General features: G+C 42.5%; 23 protein-coding genes. 12 read left to right on the top strand and 11 right to left on the bottom strand.

Annotation, left to right across the window (positions count from 1 at the left end):
* Position 1 precedes the first annotated feature (1 nt).
* Genes hemH through ACIQ6T_RS03775 form a run of 5 tightly spaced genes read right to left on the bottom strand, consistent with a single transcriptional unit; the run spans position 2 to position 6,887 of the window.
* Entirely contained in the window at positions 2 to 1,012 is a 1,011-nt protein-coding gene (hemH, locus tag ACIQ6T_RS03755; RefSeq protein WP_395784375.1) for a ferrochelatase, read from the bottom strand.
* A gap of 22 nt (positions 1,013 to 1,034) precedes the next feature.
* Positions 1,035 to 2,174, bottom strand: coding sequence for a DUF4249 domain-containing protein (locus tag ACIQ6T_RS03760; RefSeq protein WP_395784377.1), 1,140 nt, complete (start codon positions 2,172 to 2,174; stop codon positions 1,035 to 1,037).
* 2 nt (positions 2,175 to 2,176) lie between these two features.
* Positions 2,177 to 4,579 (bottom strand): TonB-dependent receptor domain-containing protein, encoded by a 2,403-nt coding sequence (locus ACIQ6T_RS03765; protein ID WP_395784379.1) that lies wholly within the window; start codon positions 4,577 to 4,579, stop codon positions 2,177 to 2,179.
* 53 nt (positions 4,580 to 4,632) lie between these two features.
* The gene (locus ACIQ6T_RS03770; RefSeq protein WP_395784381.1) at positions 4,633 to 5,721 is read right to left on the bottom strand and encodes an NADH-quinone oxidoreductase subunit H; all 1,089 of its coding nucleotides are present in this window, start codon (positions 5,719 to 5,721) and stop codon (positions 4,633 to 4,635) included.
* Positions 5,721 to 6,887, bottom strand: a complete 1,167-nt coding sequence (locus ACIQ6T_RS03775) for a trans-sulfuration enzyme family protein (RefSeq protein WP_395784383.1) — start codon at positions 6,885 to 6,887, stop codon at positions 5,721 to 5,723. Before ACIQ6T_RS03775 ends, ACIQ6T_RS03770 begins: the two co-directional genes overlap by 1 nt.
* A 168-nt stretch (positions 6,888 to 7,055) precedes the next feature.
* On the opposite strand from ACIQ6T_RS03775, the gene ACIQ6T_RS03780 reads away from it, so the two are divergent.
* The 5 genes from ACIQ6T_RS03780 to ACIQ6T_RS03800 all read left to right on the top strand — a co-directional run bounded on the left by ACIQ6T_RS03780 (position 7,056) and on the right by ACIQ6T_RS03800 (position 11,393).
* Positions 7,056 to 8,423: a DUF1080 domain-containing protein gene (locus ACIQ6T_RS03780; protein WP_395784385.1), complete on the top strand. Its 1,368-nt coding sequence runs from the start codon at positions 7,056 to 7,058 to the stop codon at positions 8,421 to 8,423.
* Positions 8,424 to 8,431: 8 nt separating this feature from the next.
* A complete protein-coding gene (locus ACIQ6T_RS03785; RefSeq protein WP_395784387.1) occupies positions 8,432 to 9,757 on the top strand; it encodes a Gfo/Idh/MocA family protein in 1,326 nt (441 codons plus the stop codon).
* A 280-nt stretch (positions 9,758 to 10,037) separates the two neighbouring features.
* Complete coding sequence (locus ACIQ6T_RS03790; RefSeq protein WP_395784389.1) at positions 10,038 to 10,808, top strand: PASTA domain-containing protein; 771 nt, start codon at positions 10,038 to 10,040, stop codon at positions 10,806 to 10,808.
* Positions 10,809 to 10,810: 2 nt separating this feature from the next.
* Positions 10,811 to 11,110 carry a rhodanese-like domain-containing protein gene (locus tag ACIQ6T_RS03795; protein ID WP_395784391.1) on the top strand — a complete coding sequence of 100 codons (300 nt, stop codon included), beginning with the start codon at positions 10,811 to 10,813 and terminating at the stop codon, positions 11,108 to 11,110.
* Between the two features lies 1 nt (position 11,111).
* Positions 11,112 to 11,393 carry a rhodanese-like domain-containing protein gene (locus ACIQ6T_RS03800; RefSeq protein WP_395784393.1) on the top strand — a complete coding sequence of 94 codons (282 nt, stop codon included), beginning with the start codon at positions 11,112 to 11,114 and terminating at the stop codon, positions 11,391 to 11,393.
* Here the strand turns inward: ACIQ6T_RS03800 and miaA are convergent.
* From miaA to ACIQ6T_RS03815, 3 genes are all read right to left on the bottom strand, one after another.
* Positions 11,375 to 12,268, bottom strand: a complete 894-nt coding sequence (gene miaA, locus ACIQ6T_RS03805) for a tRNA (adenosine(37)-N6)-dimethylallyltransferase MiaA (RefSeq protein WP_395784395.1) — start codon at positions 12,266 to 12,268, stop codon at positions 11,375 to 11,377. The genes ACIQ6T_RS03800 and miaA overlap by 19 nt on opposite strands.
* Position 12,269: 1 nt before the next feature.
* Entirely contained in the window at positions 12,270 to 13,562 is a 1,293-nt protein-coding gene (locus ACIQ6T_RS03810) for a DEAD/DEAH box helicase (RefSeq protein WP_395784397.1), read from the bottom strand.
* 215 nt (positions 13,563 to 13,777) lie between these two features.
* A complete protein-coding gene (locus ACIQ6T_RS03815) occupies positions 13,778 to 14,236 on the bottom strand; it encodes a hypothetical protein (protein WP_395784399.1) in 459 nt (152 codons plus the stop codon).
* A gap of 66 nt (positions 14,237 to 14,302) precedes the next feature.
* Here ACIQ6T_RS03815 and ACIQ6T_RS03820 point away from each other — a divergent pair, with 66 nt between their 5' ends.
* Both ACIQ6T_RS03820 and acs read left to right on the top strand, forming a co-directional pair.
* The gene (locus tag ACIQ6T_RS03820; protein ID WP_395784401.1) at positions 14,303 to 15,964 is read left to right on the top strand and encodes an MFS transporter; all 1,662 of its coding nucleotides are present in this window, start codon (positions 14,303 to 14,305) and stop codon (positions 15,962 to 15,964) included.
* On the top strand, positions 15,954 to 17,843 hold the full coding sequence (acs, locus tag ACIQ6T_RS03825; RefSeq protein ID WP_395784403.1) for an acetate--CoA ligase: 1,890 nt from the start codon (positions 15,954 to 15,956) through the stop codon (positions 17,841 to 17,843). Before ACIQ6T_RS03820 ends, acs begins: the two co-directional genes overlap by 11 nt.
* Positions 17,844 to 17,973: 130 nt before the next feature.
* Here the strand turns inward: acs and ACIQ6T_RS03830 are convergent, their stop codons facing one another.
* Together ACIQ6T_RS03830 and ACIQ6T_RS03835 are read right to left on the bottom strand one after the other, a co-directional pair.
* Positions 17,974 to 19,632, bottom strand: coding sequence for a sodium/sugar symporter (locus ACIQ6T_RS03830; RefSeq protein ID WP_395784405.1), 1,659 nt, complete (start codon positions 19,630 to 19,632; stop codon positions 17,974 to 17,976).
* Positions 19,633 to 19,712: 80 nt separating this feature from the next.
* Positions 19,713 to 21,275: an NFACT RNA binding domain-containing protein gene (locus ACIQ6T_RS03835; protein WP_395784407.1), complete on the bottom strand. Its 1,563-nt coding sequence runs from the start codon at positions 21,273 to 21,275 to the stop codon at positions 19,713 to 19,715.
* Between the two features lie 23 nt (positions 21,276 to 21,298).
* Between ACIQ6T_RS03835 and ACIQ6T_RS03840 the strand changes: the two genes are divergently transcribed.
* The 5 genes from ACIQ6T_RS03840 (at position 21,299) to ACIQ6T_RS03860 (ending at position 25,053) form a co-directional block, all read left to right on the top strand.
* Complete coding sequence (locus tag ACIQ6T_RS03840; protein WP_395784409.1) at positions 21,299 to 21,892, top strand: IMPACT family protein; 594 nt, start codon at positions 21,299 to 21,301, stop codon at positions 21,890 to 21,892.
* A 114-nt stretch (positions 21,893 to 22,006) separates the two neighbouring features.
* Positions 22,007 to 22,360, top strand: coding sequence for a type II toxin-antitoxin system RelE/ParE family toxin (locus ACIQ6T_RS03845; RefSeq protein ID WP_395784411.1), 354 nt, complete (start codon positions 22,007 to 22,009; stop codon positions 22,358 to 22,360).
* A gap of 1 nt (position 22,361) precedes the next feature.
* Entirely contained in the window at positions 22,362 to 22,667 is a 306-nt protein-coding gene (locus ACIQ6T_RS03850; RefSeq protein WP_395784413.1) for a helix-turn-helix domain-containing protein, read from the top strand.
* Positions 22,668 to 22,756: 89 nt separating this feature from the next.
* The gene (locus ACIQ6T_RS03855) at positions 22,757 to 23,584 is read left to right on the top strand and encodes a fumarylacetoacetate hydrolase family protein (RefSeq protein WP_395784415.1); all 828 of its coding nucleotides are present in this window, start codon (positions 22,757 to 22,759) and stop codon (positions 23,582 to 23,584) included.
* Complete coding sequence (locus tag ACIQ6T_RS03860) at positions 23,581 to 25,053, top strand: aldehyde dehydrogenase (NADP(+)) (RefSeq protein ID WP_395784417.1); 1,473 nt, start codon at positions 23,581 to 23,583, stop codon at positions 25,051 to 25,053. The genes ACIQ6T_RS03855 and ACIQ6T_RS03860 overlap by 4 nt, the downstream gene beginning before the upstream one ends.
* 101 nt (positions 25,054 to 25,154) lie before the next feature.
* Here ACIQ6T_RS03860 and ACIQ6T_RS03865 read toward each other — a convergent pair.
* A partial coding sequence (locus ACIQ6T_RS03865) for an IS3 family transposase (RefSeq protein ID WP_395784421.1) occupies positions 25,155 to 25,253 on the bottom strand: 99 nt, incomplete at its 5' end.

Below are 25,253 nucleotides of genomic sequence, written 5' to 3' on the forward strand. Positions count from 1 at the left end.
GTTATGATTTTTTAACCAGGTCCTCTAAAATACCTACCCACTCCGGGGAATTGTTTAGGCTTTCCACCAACTGCCAATGTTCGCCACCCGCTTCCTCAAACAATTCTTTGTATTCCTCACCTACTTCAATCGTGGTTTCTAGACAATCTGAGACGAATGCCGGAGAAAATGCAAGAATTTTCTTCTTTCCCTCAGCTACTAATTTTTTGATGGTTTCATCCGTATATGGTTGTAACCACGGATCACGACCTAGTCGGCTTTGAAAAGCAGTACTAAATGTCCCTGGCTTTAAGCCCATTTCAGCAGCGATCCTACGAGTCGTTTCATGACATTGCGCACGGTAACAACCATGATTTTTTTCGGTAATGGACTCACAACAAGTTCCAAACACACAGGTGTTTTTGGAGTAATCTCCTTTGCGAATGTGACGTTCAGGAACTCCGTGATACGAGAATAAATAATAGTCAAAATCAACATCCTTTTGATAATTCGCAGCTTTGGAAGCGAAATATTTGGCAAATGCAGGATGATCATAGAAATAGCTCACTAGTGAAAGATCTGGCATAATTTGCCAATCTTTCATTAATTCCATCACCCGCTCATACACCGAACCAGTCGTTGCAGAGGCATATTGTGGAAAGAAAGGAATAATGATTAGCTTTTTAAGCCCCTTAGATTGCATATCAGCTAAAGCTGATTTCATATCAGGAGACTGATAACGCATGGCTAAACGTACATAATAGGCATCTCCTAGTTGAACCTGCAAATCTCGAGCTACATCTTCCCCATAATATTTGAGGGGTGAACCGCGTTCATCCCACAATTCTTGGTAGATCTTAGCGGATTTTGGCGCACGAAAAGGTGCGATGATTCCATTAACGAGGATTGTTCGAAAAATATAGGGAAAATCGATTACTCGACCATCCATTAAAAATTCGCGTAAATATTTACGAACAGCGGGGGTTTTCGGATTATCCGGTGTACCCAAATTTACAAGCAGAACTCCAATCATAACGCAAATTTGGCCTAAAAAATTAGAATACCCAACCTTCTGGAGTGATTTTTGTTCGCGTTGATCCTTCTACACAAGGCGTTCTATCCTGGCAATTGGCTGAACCTGGAGGGCAAGAATAAATTTCACCTGGAACCGAAAAAGTAATTGGCGTATATCCTTCTGGAACACCAATACGTCGATCAATGTTAAAGATTTTCTTACGCACAGAAAAGACATTAAATATACCTAAAACACGCTCCTCAGGTTTCGTGACCGATTTAATATTTAAACTAAATCGTGTTTCAGCGGGAACATCAAATAGAGATCCACTTGACTGCACGGACGAAATCAACGATTGATAAAAACTGTAGGTATTCTTCGTCACAGAACGCTGCTCTAATCGGAAATAATAAAAACCATACCCATCAAATGGCAACCGCGCGACTTGTCGGCCCACCACCCGCTGCCCATTCGTCAGCACATCAGAAAATACATTCAAATCATTATTGGTTGATATATCCCAACAATTTCCATCACACAGATAATTCAAAATATTGTCATTGGGAAAACGAGGCGCCACACAATCGAGCGTACGTACAAAATCAAATCGCGCTCCATCCGTGCAGGTCTTACAAATCTGAGCTTTTTCATAATGTTTCCAGTTCCACATGTAGTAGTCTCCTTGATTTGGCAAGTCTTTAAAATCCAAATACACAGTGAAACCAGCACGACGTGGGTCAACTTTGGCATATTGTTCAAACGCCTCAAAACGGACAATGGTATTTTCTATTTCGGGAACAGCCTTCATGGTTTCGACCGTACTCTCGTACTGATTACCTATCAGGGTACGAACAAAAAGTTTATACGAAGCGCCTACTTTGCCCACAAATCCAGCGGGAGGTAAATACGTACCTAATGGCTTAGCGGCTTCTTTAAATATAGTCTTTACGCCATTATTGTCTAGGATATAGACCTCCGCTTTCGTAACTGGTTGCGACAAAACAGATAAAATGCGATTTGCAGAGCCTGTAATACGGATTTTACATAATTCAGGATCATCTGCTATATCTGCTTCAATGGTCATGTACGAATTTGAATCTTTCTGAACAAAATTTTCAATAGGCTGTACGCATGAAAACAAAAAAGCAGCAAAAAATAAGGGTATATATTTAATAGGCATTGCTATAAAAATTTAAAGTTGTAGGTCATCGAAACAAAAGGAGACGCAAAAACACTTAGTTCATATGCTTTCAAGCCATTTTTGGTTGACTTAAAGAATACGGAATATGGATTTTGACGTCCATATAAATTATATACCGTAAACACCCAGCTTCCCTCCCAGCGCTTATGTTTCATTGAAGGATTATTTATCGTCCAAGAGAAATCTAAGCGATGATAATCTCGAATTCGGTCATTATTCCGCTCTGCAAAAACAGGGTATTTCTTTCCGCCAATCTCATAACTACCCGATGGCGAAGAGAATGGTCGGCCTGTATTATACGCAAATGTAAAAGAGAAACTATGGTGTGTCGTAGGCTGAATATTCCACATGACATTAAATGAGTGTGGCTTATCATAGTTTGTAGCAAACCAGTTACCTCGGTTAATCGACTGAATCTCTGGAAAATCACCAATCATCTGATTGAAAGCGCGGGCATAAGTATAAGATATCCAACCCGAATTTTCGCCTTTCTTTTTTTGAACCATCACCTCAAATCCATAAGCTTTCGATTTCCCCGAGATTAATTGCGTCTCAATGTTGGGGTTCAACTGTAAATTTGCCCCCGACACAAAATCTAACGTATTGCGCACATGGCGATAATATGACTCCAAAGAAATCTCAAAAACATTTTCATTAAATGTTTTAAAGAAGCCAATCGACGCAAAATCACTTTGTTGGGGTTTGATAAAAGAATCAGCGGTTTTCCAACGGGAAGTTGGCAATGGCGTCGTGTTATTCGACAGCAACTGGAAGAATTGTTGCTGACGGTTATATCCCAATTTCATAGTTGCATTCTCGGCCAATGAATATTTCATCGTCAAACGTGGTTCAAATCCGCCATAAGAGGCCATTACCTCGCCTGCTTCGTATGTTTTCTTTGAGACAATTGTATTGATTGAAGGCATAAAATCGGGTGAATACGTATTCACTGTTCCAGCACCAATTCGCCAATATTGGGTATAGCGTAATCCAGCTTGAATGGTCAACTTCTCATTAATTTTCCACTCATCATCCACATAGACTGCGGCTTCTAGCGATTGCTCATCGTCCAATTTCACTGTTGACACACGCGAAACAATTCCTTCATTTAAAGTTCCGGGGGTGATATCGTACCGCGTCACGGATACCCCAAAATTCAACTTATGCTTTTCCACTGGCTGATAGTCAAAACTGAGCGAGCCATTTCGGTATAAAATAGAACTATTCAGATCAATCGTGTTGACGGAATCTGGTGCATAGGTTTTAGTAACGTAGTTGGATAAAGCCGCGCTCACCAACATATTTAATTTGGGTGAGAAATAATGATTCCAGTGAAATGAGGCATTTTTGTGTCCGTAATCAAAGGAAGTCTGCTTGGCAACTACGTTCTCAATACTAAATAAAGAATCTACGCGGTAATAATCGTTGCTGAGGTACGTTGAAACGGAGATCGTATTTTTCGCGTTAGGCCTAAAATATATCTTAGTCGCAATGTCTGAGAAATTAGCCCGAATATTTTTTAGATTATCGGGGGCAACAGCCTTGAATAAAAAATCATTCGCTGATAATCGTCCTGCGACAAGCACGGATAATTTATCTTTGATGATTGGAATTTCAGCCATTATACGGTTCGAAACCAACCCAATTCCACCTTGCATTTTAAACTTTTCGGTGTTTGGCTCAATCATTTTAATATCGAGTACGGAAGCAGTCCGACCGCCAAATCGGGATGGAATTCCTCCTTTGTATAGTTCCAAATCCCGAATTGCATCTGATGCAAAAACGGAGAATAGGCCGAACATGTGTGTCGGGTTGAAAATAGGCGTATCGTCAATATAGATCAAGTTTTGATCCACGTTGCTACCTCGAATATTCAAACCATTTGCCCCTTCGCCCACGGAAGAAACACCAGGCAACGATTGGAGGCTACGAATGACGTCCACTTCCCCCATCATGGTGGGCAATTTTTTAATCCCTTTTAAACTAAGGACAGTAACGCCCAATGAAGGCGTTTGAATATCTTTTTTGTTTGTTGACGCAGACACAATAACCTCCTCCAACTGCTTTGTCACATCGTTAAGCTCCACATTAAGCGTCAAATCGCCTTTGATGTAAACCTTAGTACGAAAAGGATTGTATCCTACATTACTAACTTTGACGACATATTCGCCTACGGGAAGCGATATTTTGTAGAGACCTTTGGCATCAGAAATCGAACCTGTCTTTTTAAAGTCGACCGAAATGACGGCGCCCACCAGCGGTTCGCCCGATTGCGCATCAATAACTTGACCACTTAACAAAGGAAGAATATACTCTTGGGCACTTAGATTCGTGTAAACACCGAATAAACCCAGCAACAATAGGCGGGTAAAAGTTTTATACATAAATTAATAGCTAAATAGCAAAGGGTAATGATACAGAAATTCTCAGACAATCGTCACCCGAGTAGCGACCAAACGGCAGATAATGCGACAAACGCCAACGTAAACGGAATGAGTACTTTCCAGCACAAGTACATAAATTGATCTACACGCACACGGGGAAGTGTCCAGCGAATCCACATTTGAAGTGCGATGAGCACATATGTTTTGGCCATAAGCCAAAAGAAACCTAAAACGGTAGCTTGAATCGTCCCTGGAATTCCATTTGTCCAATCAGCCAATCGTGCAGAACCCACGTTTGGCAAGGGAGAATACCAGGCACCCCAAAACAAAATGACACCTAAAATACTGACAAGCAGCATCATACCATATTCGGACAAGAATAATAAAGCCCAGCGCATCCCGGCATATTCTGTATGAAAACCTCCGACAAGTTCAGATTCCGCTTCGGGAATATCAAAAGGTGCCCGATTAGATTCAGCAAGAGAAGCGATAAAATAAATGATAAATAAGATAAAGAAGAACGGCATGCGCACCACATTCCACGCAAATATTCCCCCAATTTCCTGCACTTCGATTCCCAGTTCCTTTAACCCAAACAAATACTGCACCTCGTGAGAAAAAATGCCTTGTTGGCCCGCTATCACCTGCAAATTCAAACTTCCTGAAATCATGACCACACATAAAATTGTGAGGCCAAGTGGAATTTCGAATGAAACTAATTGGGCAACAGAGCGAATAGCTCCTAAAAGCGAAAATTTATTGTTGGACGTCCAGCCGGCCAACAAAATTCCGAGCGTATCCAAGGAAACGATTCCCATAAATAACATGACGCCCATTTCGGTTTGACTGCCTTGGAGCCAAGTTCCGGAACTGAGTGGGATGACGGAAAACGCGCTGAAAATAGCTAAAAAAATGATCCAAGGGGCAAGCAAAAATAAACGTCTTTGCGCCAAAGCTGGAACGATATCTTCCTTTTGAATCAGCTTTAACAAATCGGCAAAAACCTGCAATAAACCCCAGTGGCCAACTTCCATGGGACCTAAACGGTCTTGGATAAACGCTGACAATTTACGCTCAACATAGACGCAGATGATGACATTGACTGTCAATAAAGCGAGGCAAATGAGGAGCGCGATCAACATTAATTAAGCGCGTTTAAGGCTTGTAAGAAATCAGCTTTAAGGTCATCGATGGATTCAAGCCCGACAGCAATACGCACTAATCCATTGGTAATTCCTAAGGCTGCTTTTTCTTCAGCAGGTAATTTTGAATGCGTGGTAGATGCTGGGTGGGTAATGATCGTACGCGAATCGCCTAAATTAGGTGAAATGGATGCGATTTTTAAAGTTTTGCTAAAAGCAACCACTTTTTCGAAGCCACCTTTGATATCGATTGTTAGGATACCGCCACCATATTTCATTTGACGTTTTGCCAATTCATATTGGGGGTGAGATGCCAAAAATGGGTATTTTACCGTGTCGAGAGCAGTATGGCCTTCTAAAGCTTCGGCTAAAGCTTGTGCATTTTCCGAATGCTTTTGCATCCGCAAGTCTAATAATTCTAAACTTTTAGAAAGAATCCACGCGTTAAATGGAGATAACGAAGGACCTGTATGGCGCGCAAAAAAGCGAATCTCATCCATGTAAATCTTCTTTCCACAGATTACACCACCTAACACGCGCCCTTGCCCATCGATGTATTTCGTTGCCGAGTGAATAACTAAGTCGGCACCTACGTCTAACGGTGTCTGTAAAATGGGCGTAGCGAAGCAGTTATCTACGGCTAAAATAATATCGCGTCCTTTTTTTAGTGCAGCTAATGCCGGTAGGTCAATTAATTCTAAGCCGGGATTTGAAGGTGATTCACAAAAGAAAAATTTCGTATTGGGTTGAATAGCTGTTTCCCACGCCTTCAAATCTGCCCCAGGAACAAAAGTGCATTCGATGCCCCATTTGGCCGTTATTTTTGTCAAAATTTGGATGCATGAACCGAACAAAGCATTGGAGGCAACAATATGATCGCCTGCTTTTAGTAATCCAGCCATGGATGCAAAAATGGCTGCCATGCCTGTAGAGAAAGCTAATCCATCCTCGGCGTTCTCCAGCATCACCATTTTCTCTACGAATTCATCCACATTGGGATTCATGTAACGTGAGTAAATGTTACCGGATTTTTCCTCGGCAAAAATCGCTCTTCCCTCTTCCGCATCATCGAATGTAAAACTAGATGTTAAATAAAGAGGTACCGAATGTTCGCGGTTATGGGATCGCTCGGCTTGAATCCGAATCGCTTTCGTTTGTTTTTGCATCAGCTTGTAAAATTAATCTACAAAAGTAATAGAATAGTGGGAAATCGTGCCTATTCGGCATTCAGTATTTTTAAACCTGATAAACACCTACAAGTGAACAGAATTATTTCAAGATAAATGAGTAAATTTCGCCGTTGGTCCACCTTTAGGATACAATAAAATAGAACTATGAAAAAACAATTACTTTATGCCTTAAGCGCGGCGCTTTTGTGTATTTCTTTGCAAACTCAAGCACAAAAATGGACTAAGCTATTTGATGGCAAAACCTTCAATGGTTTTAAACAACTAAATGGTCAAGCAAAATACGAAGTGAAAGATGGTGTTATGGTAGGAACTACCGTAGCCAATACGCCTAATTCTTTCATGGCCACCGAACAAGATTACAGCGATTTTATCCTTGAATTCGATGTTAAGGTGGATAACAGAATGAATTCTGGCGTTCAGTTCCGGAGCCTTTCTATCCCTGAATATCAAAAAGGTCGCGTACATGGATATCAAGCCGAAATCGATCCTTCAGCACGTGGCTGGTCTGGTGGAATTTATGATGAATCCCGTCGTGGCTGGTTATCTCAAAACGAGGGTAAGCCTGAAGCTAAGAAAGCATTTAAGTTAGGGGACGTTTGGAATCACTACCGCATTGAGGCGATTGGAAATACGATTCGTACATGGATCAATGAAATTCCTGTTTCATATTTGGTCGATGATATGACTGCCACAGGTTTCATTGCTTTTCAGGTGCATTCTATATATGGTGACATGAAACCAGGCATGCAGGTGATGTGGAAAAACATTCGTATCCAGACGGGTAAGGACATGCAGCCTCGTCCGAATGATGGCAAAACGGTTGTTGAGAATTATACCTTGAATACCTTATCTGAGCAAGAAAAAGCAGCTGGATTTAAATTATTATTCAATGGCAAAGATTTAACGGGTTTCCGCTCGGCGTTTAAAACAACGGCTCCTCCGTCTGTTTGGACGGTTGAGGATGGAACTTTGCACGTGAATTCAAAAGGAGGAAAAGAGTCGGGCAATGGCGGCGACATTTTGACAAATGATCAATATGGAAGTTTTGAATTAACGTTCGATTTCAAATTAACAGAAGGCGCAAATTCAGGTGTGAAGTATTTTGTGAACGAAACCTACAACTCAGGGATGTCGGCCATTGGATTAGAATATCAAGTACTAGATGATGCCAAACACCCGGATGCGAAATTAGGGACTGTTGGCAATCGTACCTTGGCCAGTTTATATGACATCATTCCTTCCAACAAAAATGATGCGCGGTTTCAAAAGAAAATTGGGGAATGGAATCAGGGGCGTATCATCGTATATCCAAACAACATTGTTCAGCATTGGTTGAACGGGTTTAAAGTATTGGAATATGAGCGCAAGAGCAATATATTTAACGTATTGGTTGCGCATAGCAAGCATGCGAAATGGCCGGGTTATGGCGCCCAAGATAAAGGAGCTATTTTATTTCAGGAGCACGGGGATTCCGTGTTTTACAAAAACATTAAAATCAGAGAAATTAACTAAATCTTACCATGGAAAGAAGATCATTTATTCAAAAAGGTGCTTTGGCGACGTTGGGAACACTCGCATTTAGTGCCAAATCGTACAGTAAAATCATTGGTGCGAACGACCGTGTTCGCGTGGCTTGTGTTGGTTTTTCAGACCGTCACCGTGCTTCCCATGTACCTCCATTTAAGGCTTTGGCCAAAGGAATGAACTTTGAAATGGTGGCGTTATCGGATCTTTGGAACCGCAGACGTGATGAGGGAAAAGCATATTTAGAAAAGCAGTTGGGTGGAACTATTCAAACTTACCGCAACAACGAAGAATTGTATTCAGCGAAAGGAATCGATGCGGTGTTTATTTCGACGGCGGATTTCCAACATGCCTTACATACTATTGAGGCGGTCAAAGCAGGTTGCGATACGTATACGGAGAAACCATTGGCAGAAACGATGGAAGATAACCGTGCGGTATTGAAAGCGGTGAAGGATTCTGGAAAAATTGTTCAAATCGGATCGCAGCGTCGGTCTGGAGAGAACTATTGGGCAGCTGACGAATTCATCAAATCAGGAAAATTCGGCGATATCAAAATGGTGGAGTTGATGTGGAATGTAAACCAACCGGCTCGTTGGAGACGTCCTGAACTAACAAGCATTTTAAAAGAGTCAGATATCGACTGGAAGCGTTTCTTGATGAATCGTCCGGCCGATAAATTTGACCCACGTAAATACTTAGAGTATCGTTTATTCTGGCCTTATTCATCTGGAATTCCGGGCCAATGGATGTCACATCAAATCGACACGGTACACTGGTTCTCAGGCCTGGCACATCCAAACTCGGTGGTTGCAAATGGTGGAATTTACCAGTGGAATGACGGCCGTGTTAATGCGGATACGTTGACAGTGGTATTTGATTACGGTCAAGGAAATAAAGGATTCCAAGTTCAGTTCACATCACGTTTCTCTAATGGAGCTGGTGGTACAAAGGAGATTTACTACTCTAATGGAGGTGAATTAAACCTAGACACGAATACGATTTCACCAAACGGTGGTTTGCGTGAGCGTGAGGCGAAAGCGATGGGAATGCAAGCGAATTTATTGCCAACGATGAAAATTGAAGGTGCTAAAGTGGCTACAGATGCAGATACAGGTGGTGATTCATTGACATTCAACCACGTGAAAAACTGGATGGAATGTGTACGTTCACGCAAGACACCGAATGCACCGATTGAAGCTGGTTACCAGCACTCTATCGCTACGATTATGTCGAATGCGGCGTATCGCACTGGCCAGCGCGTTACTTTTGATCAAAAGACGCAAGAGGTAATGGCGGGAGATAAAATCTTTAAGTACTAGCCAGTGGTCAGTAATCAGTAGTCAGTAATCAGTGGTCAGTCGCTAGTCGTCAGTCACTAGTCCGAAGTTGAAAGTTCAAAGGATGTAAATTCATCAAATGGCTTTTGACTTCGGATTTTTTTTTAGCTGCTGAACGTTAAACTTTAGATTGATGACTACCGACTGATGACTAGCGACTGACCACTGAAAACTGATTACTGACCACTGACTACTGCCCACAGACCCCTTGCCTAGGATTATTGTTTTCCTTATCTTGCACGCAAATACGTATTTCCTCACAATGGCTCAAATACCAACGCAATCCAAGAAAGACTTAATCACACACATCGCGATTTTAATCTCGTTGTTTCTTGTGTTATTTTTTGGCTTTTTCTTCGTGTATTTACCCTGGAGTACGCATCATGGCGAAACAATCAAAGTTCCTAACTTAAAAGGCTTATCGGCCGATAAAATGGAAGAATTGATTGATGGTAGCGACCTTACATATGAAGTTTCAGATTGCACTTATACGGCTGATAAGCCGCCATTGACCGTCTTATCGCAATATCCACTACCCAATGCATTGGTCAAATCAGGGCGTAAAATTTATATTACGATTAATTCAGAAACACCTCCTACAATTAAATTGCCAACTTTAGTAGGCTTATCCGTGCGAAGTGCCGAGCAGCAATTATTCATTGCTGGACTACGCAAAGGAATTGTTCATGAAGTAAATGATCCGCGCGTGAAAGAGGTGATTGAAGTTCAAGCGCTGGGCCGTAAAATTGAAGCAGGCGCAAGTATTCCCAAAGGCACGATGGTTGATTTATACATTGGAAATGGTATCGCGAATGTCGACATGGAAATGCCTGATTTTGTGGGTAAGCCGATGGACGAGGTGACTATTATTTTGGCAGGTATGAATTTAAAAATGGGCAAGGTCGTATATGAGGCGAATGAAACGTTTCCAGCGGGAACGGTTTTCAAACAAACGTGCGCAACTTGCGAAGGAACAAGTGTTAAACCTGGCGACCTGATCGACCTATGGGTTGTGGGTGGCGAAGATCAATAATCATGGATATTACAATTGAAGAATTAAAAGAGCGTATGGACAAAGGTGAAAACCTGAACCTGATCGATGTCCGCGAGGAATATGAATTTGATGAGTTCAACATCGGGGCAACCTTGATTCCGTTGGGCGAATTACCTGATCGTTTGGAGGAAATCGAAGCCTGGAAAGATCAAGAAATTTTAATCCATTGCCGCTCGGGTGCCCGTTCTGGACGTGCCAAAGAATACTTAACAAGCGAAGGATATACGAACGTCCGTAACGTTTTAGGTGGTATGCTTGCCTGGCAAGCGGCTGGATATTAAGATGTTATCCATTTCCGCGAACGATTTCAAGGAAAATTTATCCGCTCTTTCCCTTTTGGACATTCGTACGCCTAGGGAACGAGCGGATTTTGATTTAGGGGGAATTCATATACCATTGGATGATCTACTAACGCGCATCGACGAGTTAAACACATCCACAAAATACACCGTCATTTGTTATAACGGCACACAAAGCCAGATTGCTTGTCGGCTCATGACCGCCAAAGGCCTTCAAGCCCAAAATGTCTCGGGAGGTCTGGAAGCTTATTTAAGCTTACCCTGAATGTAGGCGAAAGCCTGGTCGGGATGCACAAATTCAAAATCATCCTGATGCCTAAACCAAGTCAATTGTTTTTTGGCATAATGCCTGGAATTACGTTTCAATAGGCGAATCATTTCGGGCTCATCGTACTCAGCTCTGAAAAACCCATATATTTCTTTATAACCCAAGGTTTTTAAGGCGTAACGGTCTTGATAGGCTTCGAAATCTTTGGCTTCTTGTACGAGGCCAGCGGCCAACATCATTTCCATGCGGGCATCGATTCGTTGGTATAATTCTTCACGCGGCCGATCAAGGCATATTTTGATCATCTCAAAGGGACGATCAGCCTTTTGCTGATTGCGGAAAGATGTATAGGATTTACCAGTCGACAAACATACTTCCAAAGCTCTAACAACCCGCTGCGGATTTTGTGGATCTAATTGCGCGGCATATTCAGGGTCTAATGCCTGAAGCTGCCTAAATAGTTTTTCCAACCCATCCGTTTCCAGCGATTTCATCAGGTTTTCCCGCAAGGCCAAATCTACATCCGGCATATCGTCCAAACCTTCCATCAAGGCCTTAAGATATAAACCTGATCCACCCGTTAGGATGACGAGGTCATGTGTTTGAAATAAATCAGTTAAGATTTTTAGCGCATCACGTTCAAAATCCCCCGGAGAAAAATAGTCATGGATGGAATGCGAATTAATGAAATGGTGTTTGACGCCACCCTGCTCTTCGAGGCTTGGCTTTGCGGTACCGATACTTAATTCTTGGTAAAATTGCCGGGAGTCGGCCGAGATAATTTCGGTATGAAGACTTTTGGCCATTTCGACGCATAGAGCTGTTTTGCCAACAGCCGTAGGACCCGCAATGACCAAAAGTGTTTTATTCATCTTAGTAGGTATTCTTTTTGCCGTACCATTTACGACCGGCTTTGGCTTTATCGAAAGAGCGCGGATTTTCCTCCGGTTTTGTGGCGGCAGTGCCAGGTCCGGCAGGTTTTCCACCCCGGTTTGGAGGACTTTGTTTGGCCTTTTTCTCGATTGTCAAAACTTTCATCGGGTAGCGGTGTGCTTCGATAACGGGCACTTTTTTGCCAATTAACTTCTCAATATCCTTTAAATAGGCTTTTTCTTCAATATCACAAAAAGAAATCGCGGTACCGTTGGCACCTGCACGCCCAGTCCGACCGATCCGGTGGACATACGTTTCTGGGATATTAGGTAATTCAAAATTAATCACATATTCCAAATCATCCACATCGATACCACGCGCTGCGATGTCGGTGGCTACTAAAACTCGCGTTGTTTGAGCGGTGAAGTTTTTCAAGGCTGTTTGGCGCGCATTTTGGGATTTATTTCCATGAATTGCTTCGGCTTTGATGCTTGCTTTTAATAGGACTTTGACAACTTTATCGGCACCATGTTTGGTACGCGTAAAGACTAAGGCTGTTTTGATTTTGGTGTCTTCGAGAATATCCAATAAAAGGGTGTTCTTGTTGTTTTTGTCAACGAAATACACCGATTGGTTAATGATTTCCACGGTTGATGACACGGGCGTCACGGAAACTTCAGCTGGGTTGCGCAAAATAGTCGCGGCCAATTGCACGATTTCGGGCGGCATAGTTGCCGAGAAAAATAGCGATTGACGCTGACGAGGAAGTGCGGCTAGTAATTTCCGAACATCATGAATAAAACCCATATCGAGCATGCGATCAGCCTCATCGAGGACGAAATATTCTACATTGGCAATTGACAAAAGCTTTTGATTCATCAAATCCAATAAACGACCTGGGGTCGCTATCACCACATCAACGCCGGAGCGAAGCGCGGAAACTTGTGGGCTTTGGCCAACTCCTCCGAAAATAACGGTATGATTTAATGAGGTATGGCGCGCGTAGGCCCTAAAACTCTCACCGATTTGAATGGCTAGTTCCCGCGTGGGAGTTACGATCAGTGCACGGATTTTTTTAGGTTTTTGAAATGTTTGATTGGCATCCATCAATTGGATGATGGGAAGCGTAAAAGCGGCGGTTTTTCCGGTACCTGTTTGGGCGCAACCAAGGAGGTCGGTGCCTTTAAGTACAATCGGAATAGCTTGTGCTTGAATGGGTGTTGGGTTTGTGTAACCCTCCTCACCGAGCGCCTTTAAGATAGGCTCAATGAGGTGTAACTCTTGAAATGTCATATTAAAATGAGAATGTGTGCTTATGAGTAATAACTGGAAATAACAAGCATCCTCATAATAATGGCGCAAGTTACGGCTTTATTCTGGCATTCCGCTTTTTCAGCGAACGCCTACCGTGCGCGGGAGACGCTGCCGGGGTCGTTGACCCCGGCAGCGTAGCTGGCTAACTTGCGAACGTTTTTTAAACGACATAAATTGCCCAAGAACTTGATAATCTACAATGGAACAGCAGCTTGAATTTCTTCCGGTTTGTGCGTACCAATTAAAATTTTCTCTCCTGATTTGAAGACCAACTGAAGTCCTTGGTCCCCGGAAACATTATACACTTTACCTTGGCCACTAAATCCGTATTTAATTCCCCAGCCACCATATTCAAACAAAGAATCATAGGTACGAACTTGAGCGGATTCAATGGAATCCCAAGGGTAAAATTGTTCTTTAAAATGAAAAGGGATAAATCGCACGTAAATTCCCGCTGAAGTCACTCGTGTCACTAAACGCATTTGCCAAAAAAATATGGGCAAACCAAGGCCGATAAATCCACCAATAAAAAATGACATATTTATTTCATTTACTTCCTGCAACAAAGCAAAAATCATGATAGCCCATGTTCCAAATAAAATCAACCACAACCACCACTGCGTAAACCGCTGCGTTTCCTTAAATTCAGTCATATCTTGAATATTCTATTGACAAATTTTAGCTATTTTTTTGATATATTCGGGTAAAATTCTAGACCTGTGAATAAAAAATTAAGCTACATCATCGGCGCATCTTCTGTAGGCACGTTGATTGAATGGTACGACTTTTACATATTTGGTAGTTTGGCGACGGTATTGTCGACGAAATTTTTCCCTACCGACAACCCCACAGCTGCTTTTTTAAATACGTTGGCAACTTTTGCGGCAGGTTTCGTTGTACGACCATTTGGTGCACTTTTTTTCGGAAAGATTGGGGACGTCATTGGCCGTAAATACACCTTTATGGTTACTCTGATGCTTATGGGTGGAGCTACATTCGCCATTGGTTTAATTCCTTCCTACCAAAGCATCGGCGCACTCGCTCCTATTTTGGTTTTAATTTTACGCTTATTGCAAGGTTTAGCACTTGGTGGTGAATACGGCGGCGCGGCCACTTACGTCGCGGAACACTCACCTGAGCACCAAAGAGGCTTTTATACGTCCTGGATTCAAACCACTGCCACACTCGGACTGATCATTTCATTAGGCGTAATCATGCTGACACGCAGCCTCCTATCTGCCGAAGAATTCGATAATTACGGTTGGCGCATCCCCTTCCTCATCTCCATCGTCATGGTCATCGGTTCCATCATCGTCCGTAAAAACATGGCAGAATCTCCTTTGTTCGAAGAGGCCAAAAAGACAGGAAATGTTGCAAAAAACCCCTTAAAAGAATCTTTTGGCAATAAATTGAATTTAAAATTTGTGTTGCTTGCGTTGTTTGGAGCCACGATGGGACAGGGTTTGGTGTGGTATACGGGCCAATTTTACGCCCAAACATTCTTGTTGAAAATTTGCCATCTCGAAGAAACGCAAACCAACCTGATATTGGTCATTGGCTTACTCGCCGGAACTCCCCTATTTGTGCTTTTTGGCGCCTTATCGGACAAATTAGGCAGAAAAGGAATCATGTTGGCCGGCATGGCCCTCGCCTTATTCCTGTATCGACCGATTTTTTCCACGATGTACGACCTCGTAGATACGAAACAAAAAACGGAAGTAAAGGGCTCGATTACCTACGAAAAGGGACATACGATTCGAACCTTTACGGATGGAACTGTCGAAACAACCACCGAAAAAGGCCCAATTATTCATATCACAGCCACCGCACAATGGAAAATGATCGGCTTGATTTTCTGCCTGATTAGCTTTGTAAGCATGGCCTATGGACCGATTGCCGCATTTTTGGTTGAGTTATTTCCGATAAAAATCAGGTATACCTCCATGTCCTTTCCGTACCACATCGGCAATGGGATTTTTGGCGGATTAATGCCAGCCATAGCAACTTTTTTAGTGACTACGGCATCGAACGATACCACCATAGCGAAACCCTATCTGGAAGGATTAAACTATCCAATCGCCATGATTTCGGTTTGTTTGATCATCGGCCTAGTCTATATGCAAGATGTTAAAATCAAAAAAACATTTCAACTGAATGGCTTAAAAAGACTTTTAGGCGTCGTTTGGATTATGTTGGGCATCTCAACAGGCCTATACCTTGTATATTTCCAAGCACTTCCATTATGGGAAAAAGGCGGAAACGACCTAGTCCCAGCCATTATTTATACCTTTATTTTAGCTCCTTTCATCAGCATTGGCATGTCCCTTTTCGGATACTTTGCCTTGACAGGAGAGTTTGACCAAAAAAAACATGCGAATTAAAAGTTTACAAGAATACCAGGAGGCGTATTCCCTAAGTGTAGAAAAACCGGAACAATTTTGGGCTGATATTGCCAACGAATTTGATTGGATTAAACCATTTACCAAAGTTCTTGACTGGAGCTTTGATGACTATTCGGTCAAATGGTTCGAGGATGGCCAAATGAATATTACGGCTAATGCACTGGATAGGCATCTGAAAACCATTCCGGATCAGGCAGCGATTATATATGAACCCAATGAGCCAGGCGATGAAGCGATTACCCTAACTTATCGTGAATTACACACGCGCGTTTGCAAATTCAGCAATGTGTTAAAAGCACAAGGGGTAAATAAAGGAGATCGAGTATGCATTTATATGCCCATGATTCCGGAATTAGCGATTGCTGTCTTAGCTTGCGCGCGCATAGGTGCCATTCACTCGGTAGTTTTTGGCGGTTTTTCTGCGCAATCTATTTCGGATCGTATCAATGATTCGCAATGTAAATTGGTCATCACAACGGATGGAGCGGTGCGCGGTAATAAAACCATTCCCATGAAGGAAACGGTGGATGACGCATTGCTTTCATGCCCTTGTGTGGAAACGGTCATCGTTAAAACACGTACCAAAACACCGATTTCCATGTTGAAAGGACGTGACCTTTGGTGGGAAGAAGAAGTAATACAGGCTTCTGACGTTTGCGCTCCAGAGGCCATGAATGCCGAAGATCCTTTGTTTATACTCTACACATCTGGCTCAACTGGTAAACCGAAAGGGGTCGTTCATACCTGCGGCGGTTACATGGTTTACACGGCTTATACCTTTGCCAATGTTTTCCAATACAACCCGGGTGATGTATTTTTCTGTACGGCGGATATCGGTTGGATCACAGGCCACTCCTATTTGGTTTACGGTCCCTTATTAAATGGCGCCATTTCGGTATTATTTGAAGGTATCCCAACGTACCCCGATGCAGGACGTTTTTGGGATATTATCAAACGTCATCAAGTGAATATTTTCTATACAGCACCTACGGCGATCCGTTCATTGATGGGCTTTGGCGATGCGTTCTTAGCAGGAAAAGATTTGAGTTCACTTCGTGTGCTCGGATCTGTGGGTGAACCCATCAACGTGGAAGCATGGCAGTGGTACGACGAAAAAATCGGCAAGGGTAATTGCCCAATCGTCGATACGTGGTGGCAAACTGAAACGGGGGGTCTAATGATTTCACCAATTGCCGGCATAACACCTTTAAAGCCAGCTTTTGCAACGCTTCCCCTACCCGGAGTCCAGCCGATCTTAGTTGACGAAAACGGAAAAGAGATCGAAGGAAATGGCGTCAACGGAAACTTATGCATCAAATATCCATGGCCATCCATTATCCGGACGACCTACGGGGATCACGAGCGATGCAAAACAACGTATTTCTCAACTTATCCCGGATTGTATTTCACGGGTGATGGATGTATGCGTGATGAGGATGGCTATTACCGAATTACCGGTCGGGTCGATGACGTCATGAATATTTCGGGTCACCGCATCGGAACAGCTGAAGTTGAAAATGCCATCAATATGCACACGGGAGTTATCGAATCTGCGGTGGTTGGTTATCCTCATGATGTCAAAGGCCAAGGAATCTACGCCTATGTCATCTGTGAGCACCCAACCATTAATGATGAATTGACTCGCAAAGATATTTTGGCTACGGTGGCGCGTGTGATCGGGCCAATTGCCAAACCAGATAAAATTCAGTTTGTGACTGGTTTACCAAAAACTCGCTCAGGCAAAATCATGCGTCGTATTTTACGCAAGGTCGCTGAAGGGGAATTTGGCAGTTTGGGAGACACCTCTACGTTGTTAGATCCGGGGGTAGTAGATTCGATTATTAAAGGAGCAATTTAGACGTTGGACACTAGACATTAGACGCAAGACATTTTTAAATTAAAAAGACCCTAGGGAGTAATTCTTAGGGTCTTTCTTTTAATTATACTGTCCAACGTCTAGCGTCTGACGTCTAATGTCTAGTGTCTTTTTACCAAAAATACGTATACAATCCCAGCAGCATCATCACAATCACCACTGTTCCGGCGATAAAAGCGGGCTCAAGTTTGAACATTTTGGCATCGATTTCCAATCCTTTGGGATTATTCTTAGATGCAGGATCAGCAAGGGATATAATCACCATAGAAGCCACACAGAATAAGAATACCCAGCCCATACGATCGATGAATGGAATGTAATACACGCCAGACGCATCCGGAAATGAAGAGTAGAACATACAATCCGTCACGCCTGTCCATGTGGGAATGTATTTAGATAATACAGAGAACGTCACACCACCAATCAATGCAAACAAGGCTGCATTCGATGTCGCACGCTTCCAGAAAAAACCTAAAATAAACAAAGCAAAAATACCTGGTGAAATATAACCCGTGTATTCTTGAATAAACTGAAAACCACCTTTTTTATCGATACCCATGAAGGGAGCAATTAAAACGGCAGCCACCATGGAAACGACAACCGAAATACGACCAATGGAAACCAATTTCTTCTCGGAAGCTTGTGGGTTAATGTATTGCTTATAAATATCGAGGGTAAAAATAGTTGAGATTGAATTTGTTTTACCTGCCATCGAAGCTACGACTGCAGCGGTTAACGCAGCAAACGATAAACCTTTCAATCCTACAGGCAATAAATTCAACAATACAGGGTAGGCATTATCCTTGCTCAAGGCGCCATCTTTCATCATTTCAGTCTGGAACATTCCATCTTTCCACAATAAATAAGCGGCAATACCTGGTAAAACAACGATAATGGGCATCATCATTTTTAGGAATGCAGCAAACAAAATTCCCTTACGAGCTGTGGGCAAATCAGCCCCCAACGCACGCTGCGTAATATATTGATTACAACCCCAATAATTTAAATTAATAATCCACATACCCCCAAACAATACCGCTAAACCTGGTAATGAAGGATAATTTGGATTTTCCTTACCCAAAATCATGTGGAAATGATCTGGAGCTTTGGTCATCAGATGATTCATGCCATTCAACACGCCTTCTCCTCCAAAACGCTCAGACACTAAATTCAATGCTAAATAAGAGGTAACCAAACCTCCTAATACCAAGAAAACCACTTGAATAACATCGGTATATCCAATCACCTTCATGCCACCCAGCGTAATAACAATAGCAAAAACCGACATGGCAATCATACAAACTGAGAAGTCAATTCCAGAAATAGTAGACACCGCTAAGGCGCCTAAATAAAGAATGGATGTTAAATTCACAGTCACATACAACAACAACCAAAACACCGCCATAATCAAACTAACGGTTGAGTTATAACGCTGCGACAAAAACTGAGGCATGGTGAAAATCTTATTTTTCAAATAGATAGGCATGAAGAAAATCGCAACAATTAAGAGCGTTCCTGCGGCCATCCACTCATAGGTTGCAATGGCAAGCCCCATTTGAAAACCGTCTCCTGAAGCTCCAATAAACTGTTCAGCAGAAATATTTGAGGCAATTAAGGAAGAACCAATGGCCCACCATGTCAACGAGCCTTCGGCTAAAAAGAAGTCATTTGAATCTGCGATTTGTGATTTTTTCTTGTTGTAAATCCAATAACCATAGCCAGAAACAACAACAAAATAAAAGAGGAAAACCAAGTAATCGAGCAATTGCATAGATAGAAAGTTTAGATAGGGTAGTAAGGCACGAAAATAGGGTATTTCAGGAGAAAATAAAAGGATTTAATGGTATTATACTATTCCCAAAAGGTGGGCTTCACCAAAACTACCTCTTCCTCTCGATCCACAATAACCTGACCAGGTAATAAATCTTTCGTCTTCCGTACGTATTTTTTAGAAGTTACGATGACCGGACAAAGGGACTCCGTCGCCCGTTTAGAAAAATGGGCGGCTAATTCAGCGGCCTTCTCAACAATGTGTTTCGGAACGGTACGCTGTTGGGGATTTCGAATAATCACATGCGACCCAGAAACATCCCGCGCATGCAACCAAATATCAAATTTCTTCGCATATTTCAGCGTCAATAAATCATTATTCTTTGCATTTTTTCCTACCCAAATCACCCAGCCATCCGTTTCAAATTGCTTAAATGGCAGATCAGAGGCATCCGCCACCGCCGCAGTATGTACACGTAAAAGTGGTAAATAAGGTTTTAACTGTTTGCGATTTTCCGCGAGTGAAATTTGGCTTAACTGCTCGCCCAACAATTCTATTTCAGCTTGCTTTCGATCTACATTGGATTGCCAATGGGCAATTTCCTTCACGTAATTTTTTGCTTTCCGGTAATAATTTTCGGCATTCTCAGGGCCTGATAACAGCGGATTTAATTTGATTGCAATCGTACCTCCGTGGTAAAAATCTTCGAGTTCGACGGATTTGGATCCGGCCGGAATGAGGTGTAAAAAGGCCATTAAAATATTTCCAATTTCCTCATAGGCTAAATTTGCCTCGCGAACATGTTGCTGTTTTGTTAAATTATCGAGGTAATGAATGGCCTTGATGCGTTGCTTAGTTAGCAATTCCAGTAACAATCCTTTTTCGCGCCGAAATTCCCCAATGGAATAATGCAGGCTGTAGAATTGATTGAGCGCGTCGACGGCATCTTGACTTTGAAAAAGGGCCTCCCCGTGAATGGGAAAAATGGTTAGACCAATTCCCTTGGTTGTTTCGATGATCGAGATGGTTGGATTTTCGAGTGCATGTAGCGTTTGCTCAAGAAATTCCCATTGGCCTGCACGTGATTTCGATTCGTAACCAAGCGCGTCAAAGTAGGCCGCACCTTCTTTACCGATCGTTGGATACAAAGCCCTATAATCACCATCTGCAGCCTCAAAAGCATCAAAATCTTGATCGATCGACCGATGCAAAACTGGCAATGTCAACTCATAATCCTTTCCTAATTTTTTTTGAAATTGAGCAACATGTTCACCTTCTTGAAATAGAATAACATTCGACCGATTACCAAACAACTTGAGCACGAGGGTTTGTTGGCCTAAAAAATCCAATCCAATCGCCCGTTCATTCTCAAAAACATAGACATCTTGTACCTCGTGCAGCAACAAATCCGAAAATAGGTCAATGGAATTACGACCTGCGCGATGAAATTGGGATGGGAATTGTAGTGTTGAAAATTGGGGACTAAAACAGCATTTGATCCAAAAATCATCACCTGTTTGGCGCTCAAACCCAATAACTAATTCATCTTTTTCCTGCGAAAAACACTGCTTTAAGCGCGCATAGGTCAAAATTTGACGAAGCTGCTGAGCAAGGATGCGTAGGAAAAAATGATTGTTATGCATACATTGGAATTTAATTTTAGCGCATGTCCCTACCAGATTCCTATCTTTCCATTACGCAACCAGCTGAGGGAAGCTACAAAGATAAAGGAAGTAAGTTCATCGGGTATGTATTTCCGGTGAAAGATCTCGAAGATATCAAGGAACAGATAAATTCACTCAAGGAGTTGCATCCCAAAGCGCGGCATATCTGTTATGCTTACCGACTCGGTTTTACGCCGGAGGAAGCACGATACAATGACGATGGGGAACCTTCCGGATCTGCAGGAAAACCAATCTTAAATACAATTTTCTCAAGTGATGTACACTTTACACTCGTGGCCGTGGTCAGGTATTTTGGCGGGACTTTACTCGGGGTACCCGGTTTAATTCAGGCCTATAAAGAAGCTAGTTTGGAAGCTTTTTCCGCTGCTGAAATCATTGAAATCGAACCTGTTGAAACGATGGAGATACGATTCAACTATGCTCAAATGAACGAGTTTATGAAGGTTATCAAAAAATATCCGATTCAGATTGTGGAGCAGGAGGTAAATAATGAGTGTTGGTACCTGCTCCGTTTTGCCAAAAGAATCGCTCGTGAGGTCAAATCAGCTTTGGACCAAGCACTCACTTCATATTAATCTAGTAACTGATAAAATATTTCGATTATCAGTTGGCCAGCGCAGATCCAATCAAGCTTTCATGTACTTGTGTGAATTATTTTCACCACCAATAGTTTACATATATGTAAACTATTGGTATCTTCACAAAGAATTTTGAACCATTTTGACATACTAATTTTAGAGGAAGCATTTAACTTCTTACAAAAGATCGATAAAAGGCATGCGGAGAAAATCCTTTATAATATCCGTAAAGCTCAAAAATTAAAAGATCCAAAATTATTCAAAAAGTTAAATGCTGAAATTTGGGAATTTAGAACGCTAGTCGATCGAAATCAATACAGGCTACTCGCCTTTTGGGATAAATCAAGTATGAATACAAAGGTCGTGGTAACGACAGGGGTACTTAAAAAAAGTAGCAAATTACCAGAGCGAGAAATAAATAAAGCCGTCAGCATGCGATCAGAATATTTAAAACAGAAAAAATAAAATGAAAGGATATACATTAGAAAACGTTCAAGACGAACTAATTGGCAAAAAGGGAACACGCAATCGAGATATCTTTGAGATTGAATTGCAAATGGATTTGATAGGAAGCGCTATCAAACAATCCCGAAAAGAGCGAAAAATGACACAAACAGAACTTGGTAATCTAATTGGTGTTCAAAAATCTCAAATATCAAGAATTGAAAACAATCCAAAAAATGTAACACTCGAAACGCTAGTACGCGTTTTCACTGCACTTCAAGCGACAATTAAGTTACAAATAGAACTTCCCAGAATTCAGATGAATTAAACTAGACGTAGACCAAATTTATAACCCCCACCCCTTTTCCCTTCGCCTTTCATTCAGTAGATTTGTTTTTCGCATACATAATATAATCTATGAACTATTATAAAATCTACCGCGTTACAGGTGGTATTCAAATCGAAAATACAGCAGGGAAATATACCTCCACCTTGAATGGAAATTGGGATGAGTTTATTAATCAGCCTAATTTATTTCAAATTTGTGGCCAACAATCCTTTACCGAATCCACTTCAGAAGCTACCCAAACACCCATCGAATCCCAAGAGATTTGGGCAGCTGGCGTGACCTATTTGCGTAGTAAAGTGGCTCGCATGGAAGAGTCCAAAGAATCCGGAGGCGACACCTTTTATGATAAAGTGTATGATGCCGAAAGGCCCGAAATTTTTTATAAAGGCAATAAATTGCGCGCTGTAGGCCACCTAGGCCACGTACGTATCCGTAAAGATTCTGCCTGGAATGTACCCGAACCTGAATTAACCCTATTCATCAATAAACAACACCAAATCGCTGGATACCTCATCGGAAACGACATGAGCTCCCGCGATATCGAAGGTGAAAATCCGCTATATCTCCCACAAGCCAAAGTATATGACGCTGCCGCGGGTATCGGACCTTGCATATTAGTAACTGAAAAACCACTCGCTCCTGAAACGATTATATCTATGCGTATTTATCGAGCAAAAGAAGAAGTATTTCAAGGAGAAACGCACATATCGCAAATGAAGCGGAGTCATGAGGAACTCAGAGAATATTTGACCCGCGAAATGAGCTTTCCACTAGGAGCCTACCTGATGACCGGAACTTGCATCGTTCCCGATCCACCATTTACGCTACAAGCACACGACGAAATACACATACAAATCGAACCTATCGGGACGCTAATCCAAACCGTACACCCATGAATTTAACTGGAAAACAGATTATTGGCTTTGAAACAAAAGCATCCGGGCACCGGAATTTTCAAGGTGTTCAAGCCGCATCCGGTGAGGCCTTACCCCAGGTATTTGTAGAAGCTACTGCCGAAGAAGCCGAAGAAGCCCTGACAAAAGCCTCCGCTGCCTTCAAAGTTTACCGGAATGTATCCGATGAGGAAAGGGTCAACTTCCTTAACGCCATCGCCGAGGAAATTTTAGCCATCGGCGATGTACTAATTCAAACGGCTTGCGCAGAATCAGGTTTACTCGAAGCGCGCATCACTGGCGAACGCGGCCGGACCATCGGCCAAATCCAAGCTTTCGCGAATTTCATCTCAAACCCTTCGTGGAAAAGAGAAATTGTGGATGAAGCGATGCCAGAACGCCAACCGCTTCCCAAACCTCGTTTGGTTCAGAAACAGATTCCATTGGGTCCAACGGTCGTTTTTGGGGCAAGTAATTTCCCCTTAGCTTTTTCTGTAGCCGGTGGCGATACGTTGTCGGCCTTAGCCGCCGGATGTCCCGTCGTCTTTAAAGCACATCCAGCTCATCCCAATACCTGTGATTTAGTTGGCCAAGCCATCCAAAAAGCTGCTCAAAAAACAGGCATGCCCGATGGTACTTTTTCATTACTTCATGCGCAAGGGCATGAGATAGGCGGATATTTAGTCAAACATGACCGCACGAAAGCAGTCGCTTTTACGGGCTCGTACCGTGGAGGAAAAGCACTATTCGACCTAGCGGTTCGTCGGCAAGTACCCATTCCAGTATACGCAGAAATGGGTTCCGTAAACCCAGTTTATTTATTCAGTGACCGCCTAGCCAAGCAAGGGGAAGCACTGGCTGACGCATTTAGTCAATCCATTTGCTTAGGTGTAGGCCAATTTTGCACCAATCCCGGTTTGATTGTTATGCTGGAAAAAGACCGTGGTTTTTTAACATCATTGGCAACCAAATTAGATCAAATGCCCTTGGGAACATTCCTGACAGCAGGAATCAAACAGTCATTTGAACACGGGTTCAATACCTTGAATCATCATCCGGCTACCCAGCGATTAACCGCTTCCGAAAGCGCGGCTCCTTCTTTGTTTAGCACGTCGGTTCGGGAGGCTTTGGCGCACCCAGAGGTCTTAGAGGAGGTTTTCGGCCCATGTACGGTGGCTGTGGTTTGCCAGGATTTGGCAGAAATGAGTGCGTTCACGGAGCAGCTGCCAGGCCAATTAACCGCTACGATTCAAGCGGAGCCAAGTGACTTAGCGCATTTAGTTGAACTCATCGATGAGGTAAGCCAAAAGGTCGGACGCATTTTGTTAAACGGTTTCCCAACCGGCGTGGAAGTTTCACCTGCGATGGTGCACGGCGGCCCTTTTCCAGCTACCTCCGATGCTCGGAGTACTTCCGTAGGAACCGAGGCTATTTATCGGTTTACACGGCCGGTTTGTTGGCAGAATTTTTAAGGTAGAGACGCGATACCTCAATGATGATTGTAGAGACGCGATACCTCAATGATGATTGTAGAGACGCGATACCTGAGGTGCACCCATTTTATTGGACAAAATTAAACAATAGATTTGACATAATGAGCTCGGTATTCTACTGGGCTCATTCCATTTAGATTCATTTTTATTCGTTCATGATTATAGTATTTAAGGTAGCT

Origin of the sequence: Aquirufa sp., from assembly GCF_044377215.1 — a bacterium.
Classification (GTDB): Bacteria; Bacteroidota; Bacteroidia; order Cytophagales; family Spirosomataceae; genus Aquirufa.